The sequence below is a fragment of the Burkholderia sp. ABCPW 111 genome (genome assembly GCF_000773065.1).
Lineage (GTDB): Bacteria > Pseudomonadota > Gammaproteobacteria > Burkholderiales > Burkholderiaceae > Burkholderia > Burkholderia savannae.
This window is the reverse complement of record NZ_JPWT01000001.1, coordinates 301100-320360: the sequence shown is the minus strand read 5'-3', so window position 1 is coordinate 320360 and position 19261 is coordinate 301100. Positions and strand designations below refer to the sequence as shown.

Genomic DNA, 19261 nt, shown 5'->3' with positions numbered 1-19261 from the left:
ACCAACATGCATTCGAATAACGACAACACATCGAAGCAGGAAAAACATAATGAGCCACATACGGGGAATGGGGCGCGTCTTCGTCGCGATCGCGGCGGCGGGCGGCCTCAGCGGCGCGCATGCGCAGGCATTGGGTAGCGCCGGCGGGGCGTTGCAGGCATCGCCGGCGTTGACCGCGTCCGCCGCGCCGGTGCCGGCGGCGGCCGTCTCGGCGAGCGCCGTCGTCAATCTGTCGGCGCCCGGCGCAACGGCGGCCGCGAGCGCCGACGCGAACGGGGCGAGCACGATCGACGAGCTGCAACGGCAAATCCAGGCGCGCGAACTGACCGAGATGCGCACGACGTACAACGGCAGCTACGGCGCGAGCCTGCTGCTCAACGTCGACGAAGGCACGTACTTCGTCGCGCTGTTTCAGCAAAAGGCGTTCTGGCGCGTGATCAAGACGGCGAGCGACGCGCGTGCGGAGGCGGTCTACCGCGATTTCGCGAAGCAGTCGGAGACTCTCGCGGTCAACGAGCTGCAGGCCGCGAAGCTCGAGTCGCAGAAGGCGCAGGCCGACCGGCAGATCGCCGCCGCGCAGGAGCGGGCGAACCGGTTGCAGGCCGATCTGAACATCGCGCGCGAGCAGCGGGCGGCCGTCGCGAGCCGGCAGAAGGACAAGCTTGACGAGACGGTTGCGCTGCGCGATCAGCGCAACGAGCGGCAAGATCAATTGCGCAAGCTGCAACAGCAAGTGCGCTCGCTGCAACGGCAGGCCGACGCTGGATTGCCGAAGGCGCGTTGATCGCAAATGGAGCGGGGCGGAGCCGGACGGCTTCGCTTCGCGCAAGCGCCGGCTTTCGCGGCGGCGCGAGCTCGCGACGCTCGATGTGAAGCGACGCTTGACGAAAAAAGGGCAAGCCGCGATGAACGGCTTGCCCTTTTTGTTTGGACGGAGTCGGCTTATTGACCGTCCGTCGGCCCGAGCGAGCGGCGGCGGCGCGTGACGATCACGGGGCCGTTGCCGTTGCGCTCCTGTGCGCCGGACGGCGTCGACACGCCATCTTGCGGCTCGCGCGGCGCGCCGTACGATTCGCGGGGTTCGCGCGGCTCGCGGGAGCCGTAGCCGTCGCGGGGTTCACGGGAGCCGTAGCCGCCGTCGCTGCGTTCGCGTGCGCCGTAGCCGCCGTCGCCGCGCTCACGCGCACCGTAACCGCCGTCGCCACGGGAATCGCGGGAGCCGTAGCCGCCGCCGTCGCCGCGGGATTCGCGTGCGCCGTAACCGCCGCCTTCGCCGCGCGGCTCGCGGGAGCCGCCGTGTGAGCCGTACGGACCGTGGCCGCCGCCTTCGCGCCCGCCGGGGCGACCGCCGCCATGGCCGCCGCCCGGACGCGGGCCGCGCGGGCCGCCCGGACGGGAGCCGCCCGTATCGAGCTGAATCGTCGAAATGGCGCGTTTATAGATGCCTTGCAGGCCGACGGGCGTGCGCAGCATCACCAGATACTGGTCGAACGACTCGATGCATCCCGTCAGGCGAATGCCGTTGACGAGATAAATTTCGACGCGCTTGCGTTCCTTGCGCGCGGCATTGATGAAGTCGTTTTGCGGATGGGATTCTGCAGGATTGGCCATTAAAAAGCGGCAGGTGCCGGCATCAATTAAGAGTTATGCGTTTCGCCGCATGCGAACTTACACAGCGTTTGGCGGGATTTTACCCTGTTCGAACCCGATGCGCGCGCGAGCGTTTGTGTCTAACCGTTACCCACTATAGACGGTCCGGGCGATTTGCGCGATCCGTCCGATCGGCCAGTGCGTGTTTGCGCGCACTTCCGTTACGTCGCGTTACAGCTCTCGCAAGGCCGTTTCACCTGGCGGCGGACGGGGCGGCTACAGTCCATGCATGAAGCCGGCAGAGCCGGCGAAACGAGGTGACGAACATGAAAAAGTTACTGACGAGCATGATGCTGGGCGTCGCGGCGCTCGCCGCATCGGGTGCCGCGACGGCGGGCGGCGTCGATCTGTCGATCGGAGTCGGCGTGCCGGTCGCGCCCGTGTACGTGGCGCCGCAGCCCGTCTACGTCGCGCCGCAGCCCGCCGTCGTCGGATATCCGGCGTACGGGTGGCGCGGCGACGATGACGAAGACTACTGGAAGCACGAGCGCAAGCACTGGCGCAAGTGGCACCGCCATCACGACGATGACGATTGACCCTGCGGGCGGCCCGGCCGGGCAGGCCGGTCGCCGTGCCGACGCAGCGAAGCGCCGCGCGGGCCGCCAAGGCCGCGCGGCGTTTTTCATGGGTGCCCGTCTTGGCGATTCGTGACGAAACGATGACGGCTCAGAACTTGTACTCGGGATTCTTCGGATCGAACGCCGTTTCGTCGAACGACTTCGGCGTGATCCTCTCGAACACGACCTTCTCGAACACGCGCCCGTCGTTGTCGTACGACTCGACGGTGCGGAAATACGGCTGCCGCAGATCGAGCCCGAGCGTTTCCTTCTTCGCGTAGAACTGCGGCCGGCCGCCGGGCGTCTCGTAGGTGAGCGCGACGACGCGCACGCCCTTGATCGTTTTCGCCTCGACGTGCGTCGGCTTCAGCACGCCCGCTTCGCGGTACTTCTTCGCCTCGCTCAAATACAGGTTCGCGACGAACTCGGTGCCGAGATCGCGCACCTGGTGGTTCGACTGCGCGCGCGAGAGGGCGCCGTCGAGCGCCGTCCACATCGGCACCTTGCCGAGCAGGCCGCCCAGGTGGCCGTACATCTCGTCGGCGCGCTTCGTCGAGTCGTAGATCACTTCCTGGCCCGAGTGCGCGCTGTCCGGCAGCCACTTCGCGTACACGCGCAGCGGCCCGCGCGTCACCTTGACGAGCATGTGATCGGGCGTATCGGACCATTTGCCGCTGAGGCGCTCCTGGCGCAGCATCGTGAATTCGTACGACGAGTAGCCGATCGGGCCCGCGGCGACGTACTCGGGCACCGTCTGCGGATCGAGCGACTTGAAGAGCGCGGTGAGCATTGCGTCGTCGAGCTTTTCGAGCGCGCCTTCGCGCGCGGCCGTGCGCAGCCAGCGCGCCTGCTGGTCGACGGGGAGCTTCGCGACCTTCGCGAGCTCGGGCGCAAGCGCGGCGTCGGGCGCGCCGGATTCGACGGCGGCGTGCGCGTCGGCGCCTGCGCTTGACTGCGCGTGCGCGGCGCCGCCGGCGAACCCGAGCGCGAGCGTAAGCGCGAGTGCGCTCGCGGCCGAAGCGGCGACGAGCCGGCGCCGCGCGAATCGCGTTCGCTGCGACGAAGATGGGTGTTGCGGTGACGCGTGTGACATGCATTCCTCCCAGAACGCGTTCGAAAATTCGTGTGGCCGTGCCTCGGTTGGCCGAATCAATGCTGCGCCGACGGATTCGCCGGCGCTTTCGCGAGCTTCGCGAGTTCCTCGTCGCGCAGCGCGCGGCGCAGGATCTTGCCGACATTGGTCTGCGGCAGCGCGTCGCGGAATTCGACCGCCTTCGGCATCTTGTAGCCCGTCAGGTTCTTGCGGCAGTGCGCGAGCACGTCCTCGACCGTCAGCGACGCGTCGCGCGGCACGACGAACACCTTGATGCGCTCGCCGTGCACGGGATCGGGAATGCCGATCGCCGCCGCCTCGCGGATGCCCGGATGCGACACGAGCACGTCCTCGATCTCGTTCGGATAGACGTTGAAGCCCGACACGAGAATCATGTCCTTCTTGCGATCGATGAGGCGGATGAAGCCGCGTTCGTCCATCACGCCGATGTCGCCCGTCGCGAGCCAGCCGTCGGCGTCGATCACCTTCGCGGTTTCGTCGGGGCGCTGCCAGTAGCCGCGCATCACCTGCGGGCCGTGCACGCATAGCTCGCCCGATTCGCCGACGTTCGCCCACGCGCCGTCCTCCTTGCGAAAGCGCACGATCGTCGACGGCGCGGGCAGCCCGATCGAGCCGCTGAACGCGCGCTTCTCGTTCACGTCGTACGGGTTCATCGTGACGATCGGCGAGCACTCGGTGAGCCCGTAGCCTTCGACGATCGGGCAGCCCGTCACCTGCTCGAAGCGCTCGGCGACCGCGCGCTGCATCGCCATTCCGCCCGCCATCGCGAGCTTGAGCTTCGAGAAGTCGCGCTTGCGGAATTCCTCGTTGTCGAGGAACGCGTTGTAGAGCGTGTTGATGCCGGTGATGCCCGTGAAGGTTTCGTGGCGCAGGATCTTCATCATCATCTTCGTGTCGCGCGGATTCGCGATCAGGATGTTGCGACCGCCGAGGCCGAGGAAGATGAACGCGTTCACCGTCAGCGAATAGATGTGATAGAGCGGCAGTGGCGTGAGCACCGTTTCGACGTCGCCCGTCAGTTGATCCTCGATCCACGCCTTCGCCTGCAGCAGGTTCGCGATCAGGTTGCCGTGCGTGAGCATCGCGCCTTTCGCCACGCCCGTGGTGCCGCCCGTGTACTGCAGGAACGCGAGGTCGTCGCGCTTGAGCGCGACGGGCGCCGGCGCCTTGCGCGCGCCGGCGGCGAGCGCCGCGCGCAGGCGCACGGCCTGCGGCAGCCGGTACGGCGGCACGAGCTTCTTCACGTGCTTGAGCACGAAGTTGATCAGCCGGCCTTTCGGATTGAGGCCGTCGGCGAGCAGATCGCCGAGCGCGGTCACGACGACGTGCTTGATCTGCGTTTCGGGCAGCGCGTCCTCGAGCGTCTTCGCGAAATTCTCGAACACGACGATCGTCTGCGCGCCGCAGTCCTTCAGCTGATGCGCGAGCTCGCGCACCGTGTAGAGCGGGTTGACGTTCACGACGATCGCGCCCGCCTTCAGCGCGCCGAACAGCGTGACCGGATACTGGAACGTGTTCGGCAGCATGATCGCGACGCGGTCGCCGGGCTTCACGCCGAGGCTCTGCAGGTACGACGCGAACGCGGCCGCCTTGTGCGCGAGCGCCGCGTAGGTGAGCCGCGCGCCCGCGCTGATGAACGCGACGCGCTCGGCGTAGCGCGTCGTGCATTCGTCGAAGTACTGGGCAAGCGATTCGTACTGCGTGACGTCGATGTCGTGCGGCACGCCTTTCGGGTACGACGCATGCCAGATGCCGTCGGTGTTCGGTGCTTGCGTGTGGGCGCGGGCGGGCGCAACGGGGGCGGTCATCGCTTGTCTCCTGAATCGCTGAATCGTTATGATGGGCCGACGCGCGGGCGTCGAAGGCGCGGTGCGCGGTGCGCCGCGCAGCCGGGGTGGGCGATCGGGCGGGGCGTCGGATCGCGACGCGCCCGGCGCCGCCGCGCTCGGCCGCGTGCCACGCGGCCGATGCTCGCAGCGTTGGACCTCGATCAGGTCGCGTGGGTTTCGTGCGCGGCCGCGACCATGGGCTCGGCCGCGATCGGTTCAATGCACGGTGCGGCGGCAGCCGCAGCGGCGGTCGGCATCGGCGCGGCGGGTGTCGCAGCGGCCGACGTCGGCGGCGCGGGGTTCGGCGCGGGCGCCGAAACGGCGGCCGGCGCGATCTCCGGTGCGGCGGCGGGCGCGGACGGCGCGATGGCGGCAACGGCGGCGGCTGCCGCGCCTGCCGCCGCCGCCGGCTCGGCCGGATGCGTCGCATCGGCCGACGCCGCAGCGCCGTCGAGCACCGACGCGAAGATCGTGAGCTGCGCCGTGTCGGGCATCGGCGCCTTCAGCGCGGCGACGATCAGCGACGACAGCCGCGCGATCATCTGCACGTCGTTCATCGAGCGGCCTTGCGTGAATTCGTCGATGAGGCTTTCGGTCTCCGCGCCCGCGAGCGCGCCGGACAGCGCGCCGATCGCGTAGTGCAGCCGCCAGCCGAGCTCCGCGCGCGGCAGGTTCGGCAGCGCGCGCTGGAACGCGTCGAAGAAGCGGCCAGCGACGCTCGCGTAGTGCGCGGTCAGGAAATTGCGCACGAACGCCGACGGATCGGTGTACGCGCGGCCGATGAGTCTGAGGAATGCGCGGCCGCCGCGTTGCGGATCGCGCGACGCCTGCAGCGCCGGAATGAACATCGCGCCCAGCACGTGCTCGCACGTGACGTGCGGGCCGAGTTGCGCGTCGAACCGATCGAGGATGCGCAGGCGCTCCTCGTTCAGCTGATCGAGGCGCCGCGACAACATCGCGTGGATGAGCGCTTCCTTGCTACCGAAGTGATAGTTGACCGCGGCAAGATTCACCGCTGCGCGCGATGTGATTTGCCGCATCGACATCGCTTCGAAGCCATGCTCGATGAAAAGATCTTCGGCCGCATCGAGGATGCGCGCCTTCGTCCCGCCGGATTGCCGGCTGGCCTGTCGAACTGCCATGTTCCGCCTCCCTTGCCGGTTTCCCGGTACGCGAACAAGCGATTCAAATCTGTAATTGAAACAGCTGTTTTCATTAAGATAAAAAGCGGTGCGGGGCGGCGGCAAGCGTTCTTTATGGACAAATTCCTCTAGAGCGTTCAGTGCAATGCAGCATGAATCACGCGCCGCGCGCAGTACGGCGCGCGCTTGCGCAATGGTGCGCCGCCGCGTGCGGGCGCTATCCCGTCGTCGGGCTCATCGCGGCCGCCTGCGTCATGTCGATCCCGCGTCGCTCGCGGCTGAACACAATTAAAACGCAGATGACGACGGCGACGATGCCCGCGACCGTCGCGAGCGCCATGCTGTAGTCGTTGCCGTGATTGACCGCGAGTTGCGCCTGCATCGTCGCGTTGCCCGACGCGAGCAGATTGCCGAGCTGATACACGAAGCCGGGGAAGGTCGCGCGAATCTCGTCGGGCGAAATCTCGTTCAGATGCACGGGGATCACGCCCCATGCGCCCTGCACCGAGATCTGCATCAGGAACGCACCGGCGGCGAGCGCGAGCACGCCGGTCGAGAACGCCCAAAGCGGCAGCACGGGCAGCGAGATCATCGTTGCGATGAAGATCGCGCGGCGGCGGCCGATGCGCTCCGACAGCCAGCCGAACGTGAGCCCGCCGACGATCGCGCCGATGTTCAGCACGATCGTGATCCCCGACACCGTGTGCGGATCGAAGTGATGCTGTTCGCGCAGGAATGTCGGATAGAGATCCTGCGTGCCGTGCGAGAAGAAGTTGAACGCGGTCATCAGCACGACTGCGTAAATCGACAGCTTCCAGTTCTGCTTGAGCGTCTCGACGAGGCTCGGGCGCGCGCGCTTTTCCATCTGCTTCCACGCGGGCGACTCGGGCACTTTCGCGCGCACGTACAGCACGAGCAGCGCGGGCAGCACGCCGATCATGAACATGCCGCGCCAGCCGATGTACTGGTAGAAGAGGCCGAAGACGATCGACGCGAGCAGATAGCCGCTCGGGTAGCCCGCCTGCAGCAGGCCCGACACGGCGCCGCGCGCGCGCGTCGGGATCGTTTCCATCGTCAGCGCGGAGCCGACGCCCCATTCGCCGCCCATGGCGACGCCGAACAGCGTGCGCAGCACGAGCAGCGCGGCCAGGCTCGGCGCGAAGCCGGACGCGAGCTCGAGCAGCGAATAGCATGCGATGTTGATCATCAGCGTCGGCCGGCGGCCGAAATGATCGGCGAGGCGGCCGAAGATCAGCGCGCCGATCGGGCGCGCGGCGAGCGTCAGCGTGATCGCGAACGCGACGGCGGGAATCTTCGTGTTGAATTCGGCGGCGATGTCCTTCAGCACGAAGACCATCAGGAAGAAATCGAATGCGTCGAGCGTCCAGCCGAGGTAGGCGGCGATCGTGACGTTGCGTTGTTCCCGGGTCCAGCTCATGGTCATGGCGGCGGTCTCCTCGAGGGAAAGCGCCGTCGTGGCCCGCACCGTCCGGCTGGCGCTGCGCGCAGGCGGTAATGCGAGTGTACGCCGCTCATCGCGCGCGTGAGGGCTCTGAACGATCCGATCCGGATTTATCCCTATGAAATACCTTGGTGCCCAGGACGTAACCGATGTGTGCGCCGCATTCGTCACGTCGAGCTCATCGCGTCGCGCCGCATCGCGTCGAGCGAACGGCGCGGGATCGCCCGGCTGCGCGTGCGAACCGGCGCGATTCGCCGCGGTTTTCGCGATGCGGCGGGCGATGCTAAGGTAGCGCCGTCCCCTTTCTTTCATGTGCTTACAGATGGATTCGGATTCGCAAGCTCTCCCGGCGCTGCCGGTTCTCGAAACCGATCGCTTGTGGCTGCGCCCGCGCATGCTCGCCGACCTCGACGCATGCATCGCGATGGATCGCGATCCGGACGTGACGCGCCACATCGCCGGTCCGTGGAGCGATCCGCTCGAGCATCGCCGTTTCGTCGAGCATCGGATCACGCGCGCGTATCCGCCCGGCCTCGGCTATTGGTCGATCTTCGAGAAGGCGCGGCCCGAGCGCTTCGTCGGCTGGACGCTGCTGATTCCCGATTTCGCCGAAGGCGGCCGCGACGTCGAGATCGGCTGGCGCCTCGTGCGCGAAGCATGGGGGCGCGGGATCGCGAGCGAAGCCGCGCGGCGCGTCGTGCGGCACGCGTTCGAGACGGTCAGGCTGCCGCGCATCGTCGCGGACATCGCCGCGCAGAACGACGCGTCGCTGCACGTCGCGCGCAAGCTCGGGATGCGGCGCGTCGGCATCGTGCAGGACGGCATCCCGTACGTCCGTCACCGGCTCGAGCGCGCGGACCTCGCGACTCTTTCGACTGTCGCGGCCCGCCGCTGACGCCCGGGTGCCGCCGCGCGCGCCGCGCTCCGTGCGGCAGTACGCATTGCGCAAGCCTCGGGGGCAATGCGGTATTAACGCGAGCGCCGATCCCATGTATCGTTGCCGACATCCTATTCGGGAGTCCCACCATGACGATCGGCCACGACGTGCATCTCATCCCCGTCAAGCTCGACGCGCTGCGCCCGACGCAGATCACGGTCGGGTATCGCGAAGTGAAGGCGAAGCGCAAGCACTGGAAATCGCTCGGCAAGAAGGCGCGCAAGGCCGCGATCGATTCGCACTGGTTTCCGGCCGTGCTGGGGCCGGGCGGCGAGTACTTCATCACCGATCATCATCATCTCGGGCTCGCGCTCATCGAAGAGGGCGTGACCGAGGTGAGGGCGATGCTGCTGAAGGATCTGTCATGGCTCGACGAAACGATCTTCTGGCGGATGATGGAGCACAACCAGTGGGTGCATCCGTTCGGCACGAACGGCGTGCGCCATGACTACGCCCGCTTGCCGAAGTCGCTCGTCGGCCTGAAGGACGATCCTTACCGCAGCCTGGCGGGCGAACTGCGCACGGCGGGCGGCTACGCGAAGGACGCGACGCCGTTCAGCGAATTCCTGTGGGCCGATTTCCTGCGCCCGAAAATCGCGCTGACGCAGATCCGCAAGGATTTCGCGACGGCGCTCGAAGCGGCGCTCGGCCACGCGCACACGCAGGAGGCGCGCTATCTGCCGGGATGGTCCGGCGTGATCGCGGCGCCGCGCTGAGCGCCGCGTCCTCATTCGATCGACGGACAACGAACACGGAGCGCGCATGGACTCTCGTACGAAGCGTATCGACGCGCCGCCTCAGCAGGCCGAGCATTTCGCCGCGCTCGACGCGCCGCCCGCGCCGCGCGGCCGCCGCACGGCGCTCGACGCACTCGCCGGGCTGTCGATCGCGGGCCTGCTGATTCCCGAGGCGGTCGCGTACGCGGGGCTCGCGAACCTGCCGCCGCAGGCGGGGCTCATCGCGCTGCTGGCCGGGCTCGTCGTCTATGCGATCGCGGGCAGCAGCCGTTTCGCGATCGTGTCGGCGACGTCGTCGTCGGCCGTCGTGCTCGCCGCGACCGTGATTTCCGAGGCCGGGCCGAACGTCGCCGCGCAACTTCTGTTAGCGGCCGCGCTCGTCGCGACGACGGGCATCCTGTTCATCCTCGCGGGCGCGGCGCGCCTCGGCGGCATGTCGGATTTCATCGCGCGCCCGGTGCTGCGCGGCTTCACGTTCGGTCTCGCGCTCACGATCGTAATCAAGCAGTTGCCGAAGATCCTCGACGTGCCGATCCACCACAGCGATACGCTGCGCTTCACGTTCGACCTGCTGCTCGGGATTCCGAACGGCAACGTGCACAGCGCGGCGCTCGGCGCGACGGCGCTCGCGATCCTGTTCGCGCTCGGGCGGCGCTCGCGCGTGCCGGCGACGCTCGTCGTCATCGTGCTCGGCATCGCGGCCGGCTATTGGATCGACTGGCATCGCTACGGGATCGCGGTCGTCGGCACGATCGACCTGCAGAATCTCGCGTTCGGGATGCCGGTGCTCGGCCGCTCCGCATGGATGCAGACGGCCGAGTTCGGCTTCGCGCTGATGCTGATCCTGTACGCGGAGTCGTACGGGTCGATTCGCAACTTCGCGCTCAAGCATGGCGACGCGATTTCGCCGAACCGCGATCTCGTCGCGCTCGGCTGCGCGAATCTCGTCTCCGGGCTGCTGCACGGAATGCCCGTGGGCGCCGGCTATTCGGCGACGTCGGCGAACGAGGCGGCGGGCGCGCAGACGCGCATGGCGGGCCTCTTCGCGGCGGCCGTGATCGCGCTGATCGTCTGGCTGCTGCTGCCGCAGCTCGCGCGCATCCCGGAGCCCGTGCTCGCCGCGATCGTGATCTTCGCGGTCAGCCATTCTCTGCATCCCGAAGTGTTCCGGCCGTACTGGGCATGGCGTCGCGACCGGATCGTCGTGATCGCCGCGCTGTCGGCCGTGATCGTGCTCGGCGTGCTGCACGGCCTGCTCGCCGCGATCGGCGTGAGCTTGCTGCTGACGCTGCGGCAACTGTCCGAGCCGAACGTGAGCGTGCTTGGACGGCTGCGGGAGAGCCACGATTTCGTCGACGTGTCGATGCACGAGGATGCGAAGCCGATCCCGGGCGTGGTGATCGTGCGGCCGGAGGCGCAGCTCTTCTTCGCGAACGCGGAGCGCGTGCTGAACATGGTGCGGCATCTCGCGCGCGATGCGCAGCCGCCCGTGCACACGGTGATGCTGAGCCTCGAGGAATCGCCAGACATCGACGGCACGACGATCGAAGCGCTGAAGACGTTCGCCGCCGAATGCGACGCGCGCGGCTGGCGCCTCGTGTTCGTGCGCCTGAAGCCGAACGTGCTGCGCGTGCTTCAGCGCGCGGCCGACGGAGCGCTGCGGGCGGGCGCGCTGTCCGAGCTGAGCGTCGACGAGAGCCTGCAACTGCTGGCGGCGGGCGAGCCGCAGCATGCGTGATGCGTCGGCGGCGTCCGCCGCCGCGCGTGCATGGCGCCGATGCGCGCGGCGCGATCGTCGCGCCGGCCGATCGTGTCGCTCCGTGCCGCTTCGTGTCGCCCCGCTTCGTTTGTGCATCGCGCCGGCGGCCGCTCGGTTCGTCCGTTCGCATGCCTCGCGCTTACGGCGCCCGTCGGCGCCCGTCGGCGCGCGAGCGCAAGCGTCACAGTGTGGCCGCGCGCATGCCCGGCCGCACCGCGCGCAATTCGGAGAACGGCACGCGTGACAGATCGAGCAGCGTTTGCGTCGTCGCCGCGATTTCGCGGCGCAGGCGCACATAGTCGATCTTCTCCGCGGTCGTCACGCCGTTTGTAGTTGAGGAGATACGTCGGGCCCGTGATGACGTTGATCGTCGGCACGCGCCCGCGGCCCCAGAAATACTGGCCCTCGCCGGGCCAGACGGCGTCGTCGGCGTTGCCGCCTCCGTTCGGATTGTGCGGCGGCATCGCGCGCGGGCGCGGCGTTCGCGCGGCGCACCAGCGCGTCGGCCGCGTCGACGAGCGCGGGCACGGGCGGCATGAAGAGCGCCGCCGGCTCCGCGCGGCCGGTCGGCGCGAGCGCGCCGCGCGCATTCGGCAGCCATTCCTGCGCGCCCAGATGCTCGATCGTGACGACGCACGCGATTCGCGCGACGAGCCCGTCGTGCGCGTGGCGAGCGAGGAAATCCTCGATGCCGAGCCCGCCCGCGAAGTGCCCGCTCGACAGCATGATCATGATCGTGCGCGGCAGCGCCGCGCGGGGCAGGCGGTACAGGTACTGCGCGATCGCGACGATCGCGTTCGGGCCGTTGTCCTCGATTCCGTTCGCGCCGTCGGTGTGGCTGTTGACGACGGTCAGCTCGTCAGTCGCGCCGGGGATGATGCCGATCAGGTTGCGCGTTTGCACGCGCTCGACGCGAGCGTCGAGCGGCAGCCTGAGCGTGGCGCCGCGCTTCGCGAGCGCGACGAGCTTCGCGCCCGTCGCGCGATCGACGAACAGGCCAGGCGCACGTCGCGGCCGGCCGTCGTACGGTGCATAGAGCCTGGTTGTCTCGGCGGCGGACGTGTCGGCGATCATCACGACGCCGGCCGCGCCCGCCGCCTGCAGCGCGTCGAGCATCGCGGTGAGTGCGCCGAGCATGAAGCTCGTGCGCACGTACGGCGCCGACGGCGGGAACGCGTTGTCCGGATCGAAGACGCGCAGCGCGCGCTCGCGGAAGAACGCGCCCGGCTTGCCGGCTCGCGCCGGGTCTCGGATTCGTGTGCTGAAAGTGCGTCGGGCGCGTGATCGTTATACGAATGGGGACGGCGAAGATCAAATGTGATGCACCGGTAAAGCGACATGGCGCGCGCTCCGCGGCGGGCGCAGGCGCGTTCGGACGCGGATCGGCGCACGCTTGCGAATTGCGCCGACCGTCGTGCGCGGCGCTCGGCAACGCGAGCATGCGTTCGTGCCATTGCGAGCGCCGCGCGCATCGGATGTGCCGTGTGGGCGACGTGAAAGCGTTTCGTTGGTTGTCCCGAGCGAGGTCGCGTGACGGGCCGGCTCGGCCGGGTTCAAAGCGGAGCGAAGAGCTGGACGAAGAGGGCGGAACGACGGAGCGACACGGACGCGCGGCGATGAAGCGGCGACGATCGCGATGGCGTCGCATGCGCGATGCATGCCGCCGACATCACACGAGACGCGATCGAACGGCGCGGCGTGTGCGAGAAACAAAAAACCCCGTACGCGATGCGTTACGGGGTTCGTTGTTTTGCTCGATAAGAGATGGTGCCCAGGAGAGGACTCGAACCTCCACGGTGTTGCCACCGCTAGGACCTGAACCTAGTGCGTCTACCAATTCCGCCACCTGGGCACTGCTGCATCGAGCAAGACCGCTATTTTAGACGTCTTATGAATTCTGTCAACAGAAATTTAGGGAGAGACCAAAAATTCATTGAAGACAGTTTTCACGAGACATGGGCAGCCTCACACAAAAAGAAAAAGCCAGCGCAAGCTGGCTTTTTCGAATCTGGTGCCCAAGAGAGGACTCGAACCTCCACGGAGTTACCCGCTAGTACCTGAAACTAGTGCGTCTACCAATTCCGCCACCTGGGCAGGTGCGTGTGCTGCAAAGACCGCAATTATAGACGGTCGAATGAGCCTGTCAACACTTTTTCATCGTGCGCGCAGGGCGCGGCGCATCCCGCGCAACACGCGGCGTGCGGTCCGTTCGGTGCGGCGGCGGGTGTTAGAATGGGGCGGCATGAGCGGCGCGCCCGTTCGGCTCCGCTTGCCGCGGTCGCGCAAGCCAAACGCAACGAGAAAAATCATCGACAAGCCCTTGAGCAAGTATCCGTATCCCATTCCGAGCCGCGAAGAGATTCTCGGCGTGCTGCGCACGAGCGACGCGCCGCTTGCGGCGAACGACATCGCTGAAGCGCTGTCGATCAAGCGTCAGGAGCGCGAAGGATTTTTCCGTCGCGTCGCCGCGATGGAGCGCGACGGTCAGATCCGTCTCGACAAGCGCGGACATTATCAGTTGACGCATCCGTCCAACTTCGTCGCGGGCCGCGTGCAGGGCCATCGCGACGGCTACGGCTTCGTGATCCGCGACGACGGCCAGGACGACCTGTTCCTGCCGAACGCCGAGATGCAGAAGGTCATGCACAACGACCGCGTGCTCGCGCGGATCGTCGGCTATGACCGGCGCGGGCGGCCGGAAGGGCATGTCGTCGAGGTGACAGAGCGTGCGAACAAGCGCGTGATCGGGCGTCTGCTGAACGAGAACGGCGCGCTCATCGTCGCGCCCGAGGACAAGCGGATCAGCCACGACATCCTCGTCACGCAGAACGTGAAGAAGGCGAAGGTCGGGCAGGTCGTCGTGGTCGAGCTCACCGATTTTCCGAGCCGCCATTCGCAGCCGCTCGGCCGCGTCGTCGAGGTGCTCGGCGACATCGACGATCCCGGCATGGAGATCGAGATCGCGGTGCGCAAGTACGGCGTGCCGCACGAATTCGGCGCGCACGCGCTCGGCGAAGCCGCGGCGCTGCCGGACAAGGTGCGGCCCGCGGATTTGCGCTATCGCGTCGATCTGCGCGACGTGCCGCTCGTCACGATCGACGGTGAGGACGCGCGCGACTTCGACGACGCCGTATACTGCGAGCCCGTCGCGGTCGGCCGTGGCGAAGGTTTCCGGCTCATCGTCGCGATCGCCGACGTGTCGTACTACGTGCAGCCGGGCAGCCCGCTCGACGGCGACGCGGTCGAGCGCAGCACGTCGGTCTACTTCCCGCGCCGCGTGATTCCGATGCTGCCGGAGAAGCTGTCGAACGGGCTGTGCTCGCTGAATCCGCAGGTCGACCGCTGCGTGCTCGCGTGCGACATGATCATCAACGCGCGCGGCGACATCAAGGCGTATCAGTTCTATCCGGCCGTGATCCACTCGGCCGCGCGTCTCACGTATACCGAAGTGGCCGCGGTGCTCGCGAACACGAAGGGGCCGGAGGCCGCGCGCCGCGCCGAGCTGATGCCGCACCTGCAGAACCTGTACGGCGTCTACAAGGCGCTCTTCGCCGCGCGGCAAAAGCGCGGCGCGATCGATTTCGACACGACCGAGACGTACATCGTCTGCAACGCGCAAGGCAAGATCGAGCAGATCCTGCCGCGCCAGCGCAACGACGCGCATCGCCTGATCGAGGAATGCATGCTTGCCGCGAACGTCTGCGCGGCCGATTTCCTCAAGCGCAACAAGCATCCGGGCCTCTACCGCGTGCATGCGGGCCCGACGCCCGAGAAGCTCGAGAACCTGCGCGCGTTCCTGCGCGACATGGGGCTCACGCTGGGCGGCGGCGACACGCCGCACGCGAGCGACTATGCGGCGCTGATGGCGCACATCCGCGATCGGCCCGATGCGCAGATGCTGCAGCCGATGCTGCTACGCTCGATGCAGCAGGCGGTCTACAGCCCCGACAACATCGGCCACTTCGGCCTCGCGTACGACGCGTACGCGCACTTCACGAGCCCGATCCGCCGCTATCCCGATCTGCTCACGCACCGCGCGATCTACGCGATCCTGTCCGGCAAGAAGTACACACCGAAGTCGCCCGAAGGCGTCGAGCTCAACACCGCGCTGTCGCCGCGGGCCCGCGCGATGCAGCGCGAGGACGACGAGGCGCGCGGCCGCGCGCGGTCGAACACGGCGATCTGGGAAGAGCTCGGGCTTCATTGCTCGTCGAACGAGCGGCGCGCGGACGAGGCGTCGCGCGACGTCGAAGCGTGGCTCAAGTGCTATTTCATGCGCGACAAGCTCGGCGAGGAGTACGGCGGGATGGTGAACGGCGTCACGTCGTTCGGCATCTTCGTGCAGCTCGACGCGCTCTTCATCGAAGGCCTCGTGCACGTGACCGAGCTCGGCGCCGACTACTTCCAGTACGACGAAGTGAAGAACGAGCTGCGCGGCGAGCGCACGGGCATCCGCTATCGGCTGTCCGATCGCGTGCGCGTGCAGGTGAGCCGCGTGGACCTCGACGCGCGCAAGATCGATTTCCGGCTCGTGCGCGAAACGCCCGTCAAGGCGCCGCGGCCGGCGGCTTCGGCGGCGGCTGCCGAAGCCGCCGGGCCGCGCGTGCGTTCGCTGCCGCCCGCGGAAGGGCCCGCGCGGCGCAAGAAGGCCGCGAGCGCGCCGAGCGCGGCGGCGAATGAGGCGCGGGCGGCGCGCAAGAAGGGCGCCGCGTCCAAGCCGGCCGCGAAGAAGGCGCGTTCGCGCAAGAAGTACTGATCGAGCGCGCCGCCCGCGAGAGGCGGCGCCGACTGATCGAGACGCCGCGCACCCGGAAGGGCGCGCGGCGCTTTCCATTTTCGATGCGGCCGTGCAATGCGCGGCCGCGCGTTTTGATCGAAGGTTGTTCCAGCCATGTCACGTCTGAAGGTTCTCTACGGTTTTCATGCGGTGACCGCACGCATGCGGCACGATGCGTCGACGGTCGCGGAGGTGTTCTACGATGCGACGCGCCGCGACCGCCGGATGCAGGACTTCCTGCAGACCGCGAAGGAAGCGGGCGTGCGTCTCATCGCCGCCGACGAGACGCGGCTCTGGGGGCTCGCGCACACCGAGCGCCACCAGGGGGTCGTCGCGCGCGTCGAGGATCTGCCGCTCGCGCAGAACCTCGCCGAGCTGCTCGACGGGATCGCGGGGCCGGCGCTTCTGCTCGTGCTCGACGGCGTGACCGATCCGCACAACCTGGGCGCATGCCTGCGCGTCGCCGACGCGGCAGGCGCGCACGCGATCATCGCGCCGCGCGACCGCGCGGCCGGACTCAACGCGACCGCCGCGAAGGTCGCGAGCGGCGCGGCCGATACGGTGCCGTACATCACGGTGACGAACCTCGCGCGGGCGCTGCGCGAGCTGAAGGACGCGGGGGTGTGGGTGATCGGCACGTCGGACGATGCGACGGCGAGCCTCTACGACACGAAGCTCGACGGCCCGGTGGCGCTCGTGGTGGGCGCGGAAGGCGAGGGGATGCGGCGCTTGACGCGCGACACGTGCGACGAAGTGATGTTCATTCCGATGGCGGGGAGCGTCGAGAGCCTGAACGTGTCGGTCGCGAGCGGCGTGTGCCTGTACGAAGCCGTGCGGCAGCGAGGCGCGAAGAAATAAGCTAAGCGCGCGGCGCGTGCGCGCGCCGCCGACTATGAGCGATGCGCGCCGCTTCGTGCGTGACGCGCGACGGCGAACGCCGGCGGCATGCGAGGCGGCGCGCTCGCGCGTATCGCCGCCGCAAGCGCGAGTCCGGTCGCGGAGCGCGAGCGTCGGGCCGGGTCGATCGCGACGCCCGCACGCTTCCGTTTTCGTCGTGACGCGCAGCCGTCATATCGCCGCACCGCGCGCAGTTCCCGTAAAACAGGCGCAAAACGCGCAAGAATACGATCGACGAAGCGTCTAGAATGGGGCGCTCGTGTCGGGGCGAATCGTCCCGACGACCGCAGATTCATCGAGCGCCGTCATCATGAAAATCCCTTTGCGCCATGCGCTTCTCGCGAGCCTCAGCCTGCTCGCCGCCTGTACGGCGCCCACGCTCGTCAATCACGGCGACTACTACGCCGACACGAGCCTGCCCGCGCGCAGCGTCGATTCGCGCATTCGCTTCCTCGTCATGCACTACACCGAGATCGGCGAAGCGCAGTCGCTGCGCGTGCTCACGCAGGAAAACGTGAGCTCGCATTACGTCGTGTCCGACGCGCCGCGCACCGAGCGCGGCTTGCCCGTCGTCTATCAGCTCGTGCCGGAAAGCGAGCGCGCGTGGCACGCGGGCGTGAGCTCGTGGCAGGGCGCGACCGAGCTGAACGGCGTGTCGATCGGCATCGAGAACGTCAATCGCGGCCCGATCGATACGCCGCACGGCCGCATGTGGGCGCCGTATCCGCCCGCGCAGGTCGACGCGATCGTTCGGCTTGCGAAGGATATCGTCACCCGTTACCAGATTCCGCCGACGCGCGTCGTCGGCCACAGCGACATCGCGCCGCAGCGCAAGATCGATCCCGGCCCGCTGTTCCCGTGGCGCGCGCTTGCGAAAGCGGGCGTCGGTGCGTGGCCCGACGACGCGACCGTCGCCGCGCGCCTCGCGGGCCGGCCGCCGAAGTCGCTCGTCGACGTGCGCGAACTGCAACTGAAGCTCGCGCGCTACGGCTATGACGTCGCGACGGACGGCGTGCTCGACGATCGCGCGCGGCGCGTGATCGCCGCGTTCCAGATGCATTTCCGGCCAACCGACTACGCGGGCAATCCCGATGCGGAAACCGACGCGATCGCGCAGGCGCTGCTCGACAAGTACATGTCGTCGCAGCCGGCGCCCGAGCGCGACGTGGCGACGGACGGCGCAAGCGCGGCGAGCGGGGTGGCGGCGCAGTGAACGCGTTCGACGGGCGGCCACGCGAGCGCGCCGCCCGATTCGACGCGGCCGCGTGGGCGAGCGTCAACGCGGCCGAGCGATTGTCAATCTGAGAAACGGCGGGCGTCGGCGCCGCGCGTGGCTTCGCCGTCGCGATCGCATCGAAAAAAGCCGTCGAGCGGAGCGTCTCCGGTAAACTTGCGTCTTTCGCACTTCGATTGCTCGACGCTTCTCATGACACAAGACGAACTCAAACGCCTCGTCGGCGAGGCCGCCGCCCAATACGTGACCGACAACGTGCCGCAAGGCGCGGTGATCGGCGTCGGCACGGGCTCGACCGCCAACTGCTTCATCGACGCGCTCGCGGCCGTCAAGGATCGCTATCGCGGCGCGGTGTCGAGCTCGGTCGCGACGACGGAGCGCCTGAAGTCGCATGGCATCAAGGTGTTCGATCTGAACGAGATCGAGTCGCTGCAGGTGTACGTCGACGGCGCGGACGAGATCGACGGGAGCGGCGCGATGATCAAGGGCGGCGGCGGCGCGCTCACGCGCGAGAAGATCGTTGCTTCGGTCGCCGAAACGTTCGTCTGCATCGCCGATGCGAGCAAGCGCGTCGCGATGCTCGGTCAGTTTCCGCTGCCCGTCGAGGTCGTGCCGATGGCGCGCACCGCGATCGGCCGCCGGCTCGCCGCGCTCGGCGGCGTGCCCGTGCTGCGCGTGAAGCAGGACGGCGCGCCGTACCTCACCGACAACGGCAACGAGATTCTCGACGTGAAGGGCCTGCGAATCGACGATCCGCGCGCGCTCGAAGCGACGATCAACGGCTGGCCCGGCGTCGTGACGGTCGGCCTGTTCGCCGAACGCGGCGCGGATCTGTGCCTGCTCGGCACCGCGCAAGGCGTCGAAACACTCCGCTACGTGCGGCGTTAATTCAATCATTTGAAAATGAATTTGCTGTGCGAAAGCAATAAAGTCGGTTAAATCCAATCTCAATAAATTCAGATTGCCGACGCTTTCGGCAGGCCTTCGATCCGAGGTCCAGCGAGCTTGCAACAAGCTTGCTGGACCTATTTTTTTAGGGCTGTTTTTTTTCTGGATATAGTAAGAGGGATTACCCTGTCAGGTGTTTACCAGATAGCGGAATTGCGACGAACTCAGCAACGTATCGTTCATAAGAACAAAGGCTGATAGTCATGTCATTTCGATAC

The 19261-nt window shown here is 67.7% G+C and carries 14 protein-coding genes, 2 tRNA genes and 1 pseudogene; 9 read left to right on the top strand and 8 right to left on the bottom strand.

The features are described from left to right. Positions 1 to 67: 67 nt before the first annotated feature. Positions 68 to 784, top strand: a complete 717-nt coding sequence (locus X946_RS01315) for a DUF2968 domain-containing protein (RefSeq protein WP_038743214.1) — start codon at positions 68 to 70, stop codon at positions 782 to 784. A gap of 158 nt (positions 785 to 942) precedes the next feature. Here the strand turns inward: X946_RS01315 and hfq are convergent, their stop codons facing one another. After that, positions 943 to 1611, bottom strand: a complete 669-nt coding sequence (gene hfq / locus X946_RS01310; RefSeq protein ID WP_038743212.1) for an RNA chaperone Hfq — start codon at positions 1609 to 1611, stop codon at positions 943 to 945. A gap of 305 nt (positions 1612 to 1916) precedes the next feature. On the opposite strand from hfq, the gene X946_RS01305 reads away from it, so the two are divergent. Then, a complete protein-coding gene (locus tag X946_RS01305; protein ID WP_038743343.1) occupies positions 1917 to 2186 on the top strand; it encodes a PXPV repeat protein in 270 nt (89 codons plus the stop codon). 130 nt (positions 2187 to 2316) lie between these two features. Here the strand turns inward: X946_RS01305 and X946_RS01300 are convergent, their stop codons facing one another. From X946_RS01300 to X946_RS01285, 4 genes are all read right to left on the bottom strand, one after another. Further along, positions 2317 to 3300, bottom strand: a complete 984-nt coding sequence (locus X946_RS01300; protein ID WP_038743210.1) for a DUF1571 domain-containing protein — start codon at positions 3298 to 3300, stop codon at positions 2317 to 2319. Positions 3301 to 3356: 56 nt separating this feature from the next. After that, positions 3357 to 5129, bottom strand: a complete 1773-nt coding sequence (locus tag X946_RS01295; RefSeq protein WP_038743208.1) for an AMP-binding protein — start codon at positions 5127 to 5129, stop codon at positions 3357 to 3359. Between the two features lie 182 nt (positions 5130 to 5311). Beyond that, the gene (locus tag X946_RS01290) at positions 5312 to 6292 is read right to left on the bottom strand and encodes a TetR/AcrR family transcriptional regulator (RefSeq protein ID WP_038743207.1); all 981 of its coding nucleotides are present in this window, start codon (positions 6290 to 6292) and stop codon (positions 5312 to 5314) included. A gap of 217 nt (positions 6293 to 6509) precedes the next feature. After that, positions 6510 to 7736: an MFS transporter gene (locus X946_RS01285; protein WP_038743205.1), complete on the bottom strand. Its 1227-nt coding sequence runs from the start codon at positions 7734 to 7736 to the stop codon at positions 6510 to 6512. Positions 7737 to 8076: 340 nt separating this feature from the next. Between X946_RS01285 and X946_RS01280 the strand changes: the two genes are divergently transcribed. From X946_RS01280 to X946_RS01270, 3 genes are all read left to right on the top strand, one after another. Next, positions 8077 to 8649: a GNAT family N-acetyltransferase gene (locus X946_RS01280; RefSeq protein ID WP_038743203.1), complete on the top strand. Its 573-nt coding sequence runs from the start codon at positions 8077 to 8079 to the stop codon at positions 8647 to 8649. Positions 8650 to 8780: 131 nt separating this feature from the next. Continuing rightward, complete coding sequence (locus X946_RS01275) at positions 8781 to 9407, top strand: ParB-like protein (RefSeq protein WP_038743201.1); 627 nt, start codon at positions 8781 to 8783, stop codon at positions 9405 to 9407. Positions 9408 to 9453: 46 nt separating this feature from the next. Further along, a complete protein-coding gene (locus tag X946_RS01270) occupies positions 9454 to 11166 on the top strand; it encodes a SulP family inorganic anion transporter (protein ID WP_038743199.1) in 1713 nt (570 codons plus the stop codon). A 202-nt stretch (positions 11167 to 11368) separates the two neighbouring features. Here the strand turns inward: X946_RS01270 and X946_RS01265 are convergent. From X946_RS01265 to X946_RS01255, 3 genes and pseudogenes are all read right to left on the bottom strand, one after another. Then, a pseudogene (locus tag X946_RS01265) lies at positions 11369 to 12411 on the bottom strand (PA domain protein); the annotation flags it as partial. 541 nt (positions 12412 to 12952) lie between these two features. Next, a tRNA-Leu gene (locus tag X946_RS01260) sits at positions 12953 to 13039 on the bottom strand. Positions 13040 to 13196: 157 nt separating this feature from the next. Further along, a tRNA-Leu gene (locus tag X946_RS01255) sits at positions 13197 to 13281 on the bottom strand. A gap of 226 nt (positions 13282 to 13507) precedes the next feature. Between X946_RS01255 and rnr the strand changes: the two genes are divergently transcribed. The 4 genes from rnr to rpiA all read left to right on the top strand — a co-directional run bounded on the left by rnr (position 13508) and on the right by rpiA (position 18983). Then, the gene (gene rnr / locus X946_RS01250) at positions 13508 to 15943 is read left to right on the top strand and encodes a ribonuclease R (protein WP_038743341.1); all 2436 of its coding nucleotides are present in this window, start codon (positions 13508 to 13510) and stop codon (positions 15941 to 15943) included. A 135-nt stretch (positions 15944 to 16078) separates the two neighbouring features. Beyond that, a complete protein-coding gene (rlmB, locus tag X946_RS01245) occupies positions 16079 to 16822 on the top strand; it encodes a 23S rRNA (guanosine(2251)-2'-O)-methyltransferase RlmB (protein WP_038743197.1) in 744 nt (247 codons plus the stop codon). 349 nt (positions 16823 to 17171) lie between these two features. After that, positions 17172 to 18074 (top strand): N-acetylmuramoyl-L-alanine amidase, encoded by a 903-nt coding sequence (locus X946_RS01240; protein WP_038743195.1) that lies wholly within the window; start codon positions 17172 to 17174, stop codon positions 18072 to 18074. Positions 18075 to 18287: 213 nt separating this feature from the next. Then, entirely contained in the window at positions 18288 to 18983 is a 696-nt protein-coding gene (gene rpiA, locus X946_RS01235) for a ribose-5-phosphate isomerase RpiA (RefSeq protein ID WP_038743339.1), read from the top strand. Positions 18984 to 19261: the final 278 nt, after the last annotated feature.

Excerpts from the sequence above, each read along its gene's own strand:
- X946_RS01315 (WP_038743214.1), top strand. The coding sequence starts at position 68 with ATGGGGCGCGTCTTCGTCGCGATCGCGGCGGCGGGCGGCCTCAGCGGC.
- hfq (WP_038743212.1), bottom strand. The coding sequence starts at position 1,611 with ATGGCCAATCCTGCAGAATCCCATCCGCAAAACGACTTCATCAATGCC.
- X946_RS01305 (WP_038743343.1), top strand. The coding sequence starts at position 1,917 with ATGAAAAAGTTACTGACGAGCATGATGCTGGGCGTCGCGGCGCTCGCC.
- X946_RS01300 (WP_038743210.1), bottom strand. The coding sequence starts at position 3,300 with ATGTCACACGCGTCACCGCAACACCCATCTTCGTCGCAGCGAACGCGA.
- X946_RS01295 (WP_038743208.1), bottom strand. The coding sequence starts at position 5,129 with ATGACCGCCCCCGTTGCGCCCGCCCGCGCCCACACGCAAGCACCGAAC.
- X946_RS01290 (WP_038743207.1), bottom strand. The coding sequence starts at position 6,292 with ATGGCAGTTCGACAGGCCAGCCGGCAATCCGGCGGGACGAAGGCGCGC.
- X946_RS01285 (WP_038743205.1), bottom strand. The coding sequence starts at position 7,736 with ATGACCATGAGCTGGACCCGGGAACAACGCAACGTCACGATCGCCGCC.
- X946_RS01280 (WP_038743203.1), top strand. The coding sequence starts at position 8,077 with ATGGATTCGGATTCGCAAGCTCTCCCGGCGCTGCCGGTTCTCGAAACC.
- X946_RS01275 (WP_038743201.1), top strand. The coding sequence starts at position 8,781 with ATGACGATCGGCCACGACGTGCATCTCATCCCCGTCAAGCTCGACGCG.
- X946_RS01270 (WP_038743199.1), top strand. The coding sequence starts at position 9,454 with ATGGACTCTCGTACGAAGCGTATCGACGCGCCGCCTCAGCAGGCCGAG.
- rlmB (WP_038743197.1), top strand. The coding sequence starts at position 16,079 with ATGTCACGTCTGAAGGTTCTCTACGGTTTTCATGCGGTGACCGCACGC.
- X946_RS01240 (WP_038743195.1), top strand. The coding sequence starts at position 17,172 with ATGAAAATCCCTTTGCGCCATGCGCTTCTCGCGAGCCTCAGCCTGCTC.
- rpiA (WP_038743339.1), top strand. The coding sequence starts at position 18,288 with ATGACACAAGACGAACTCAAACGCCTCGTCGGCGAGGCCGCCGCCCAA.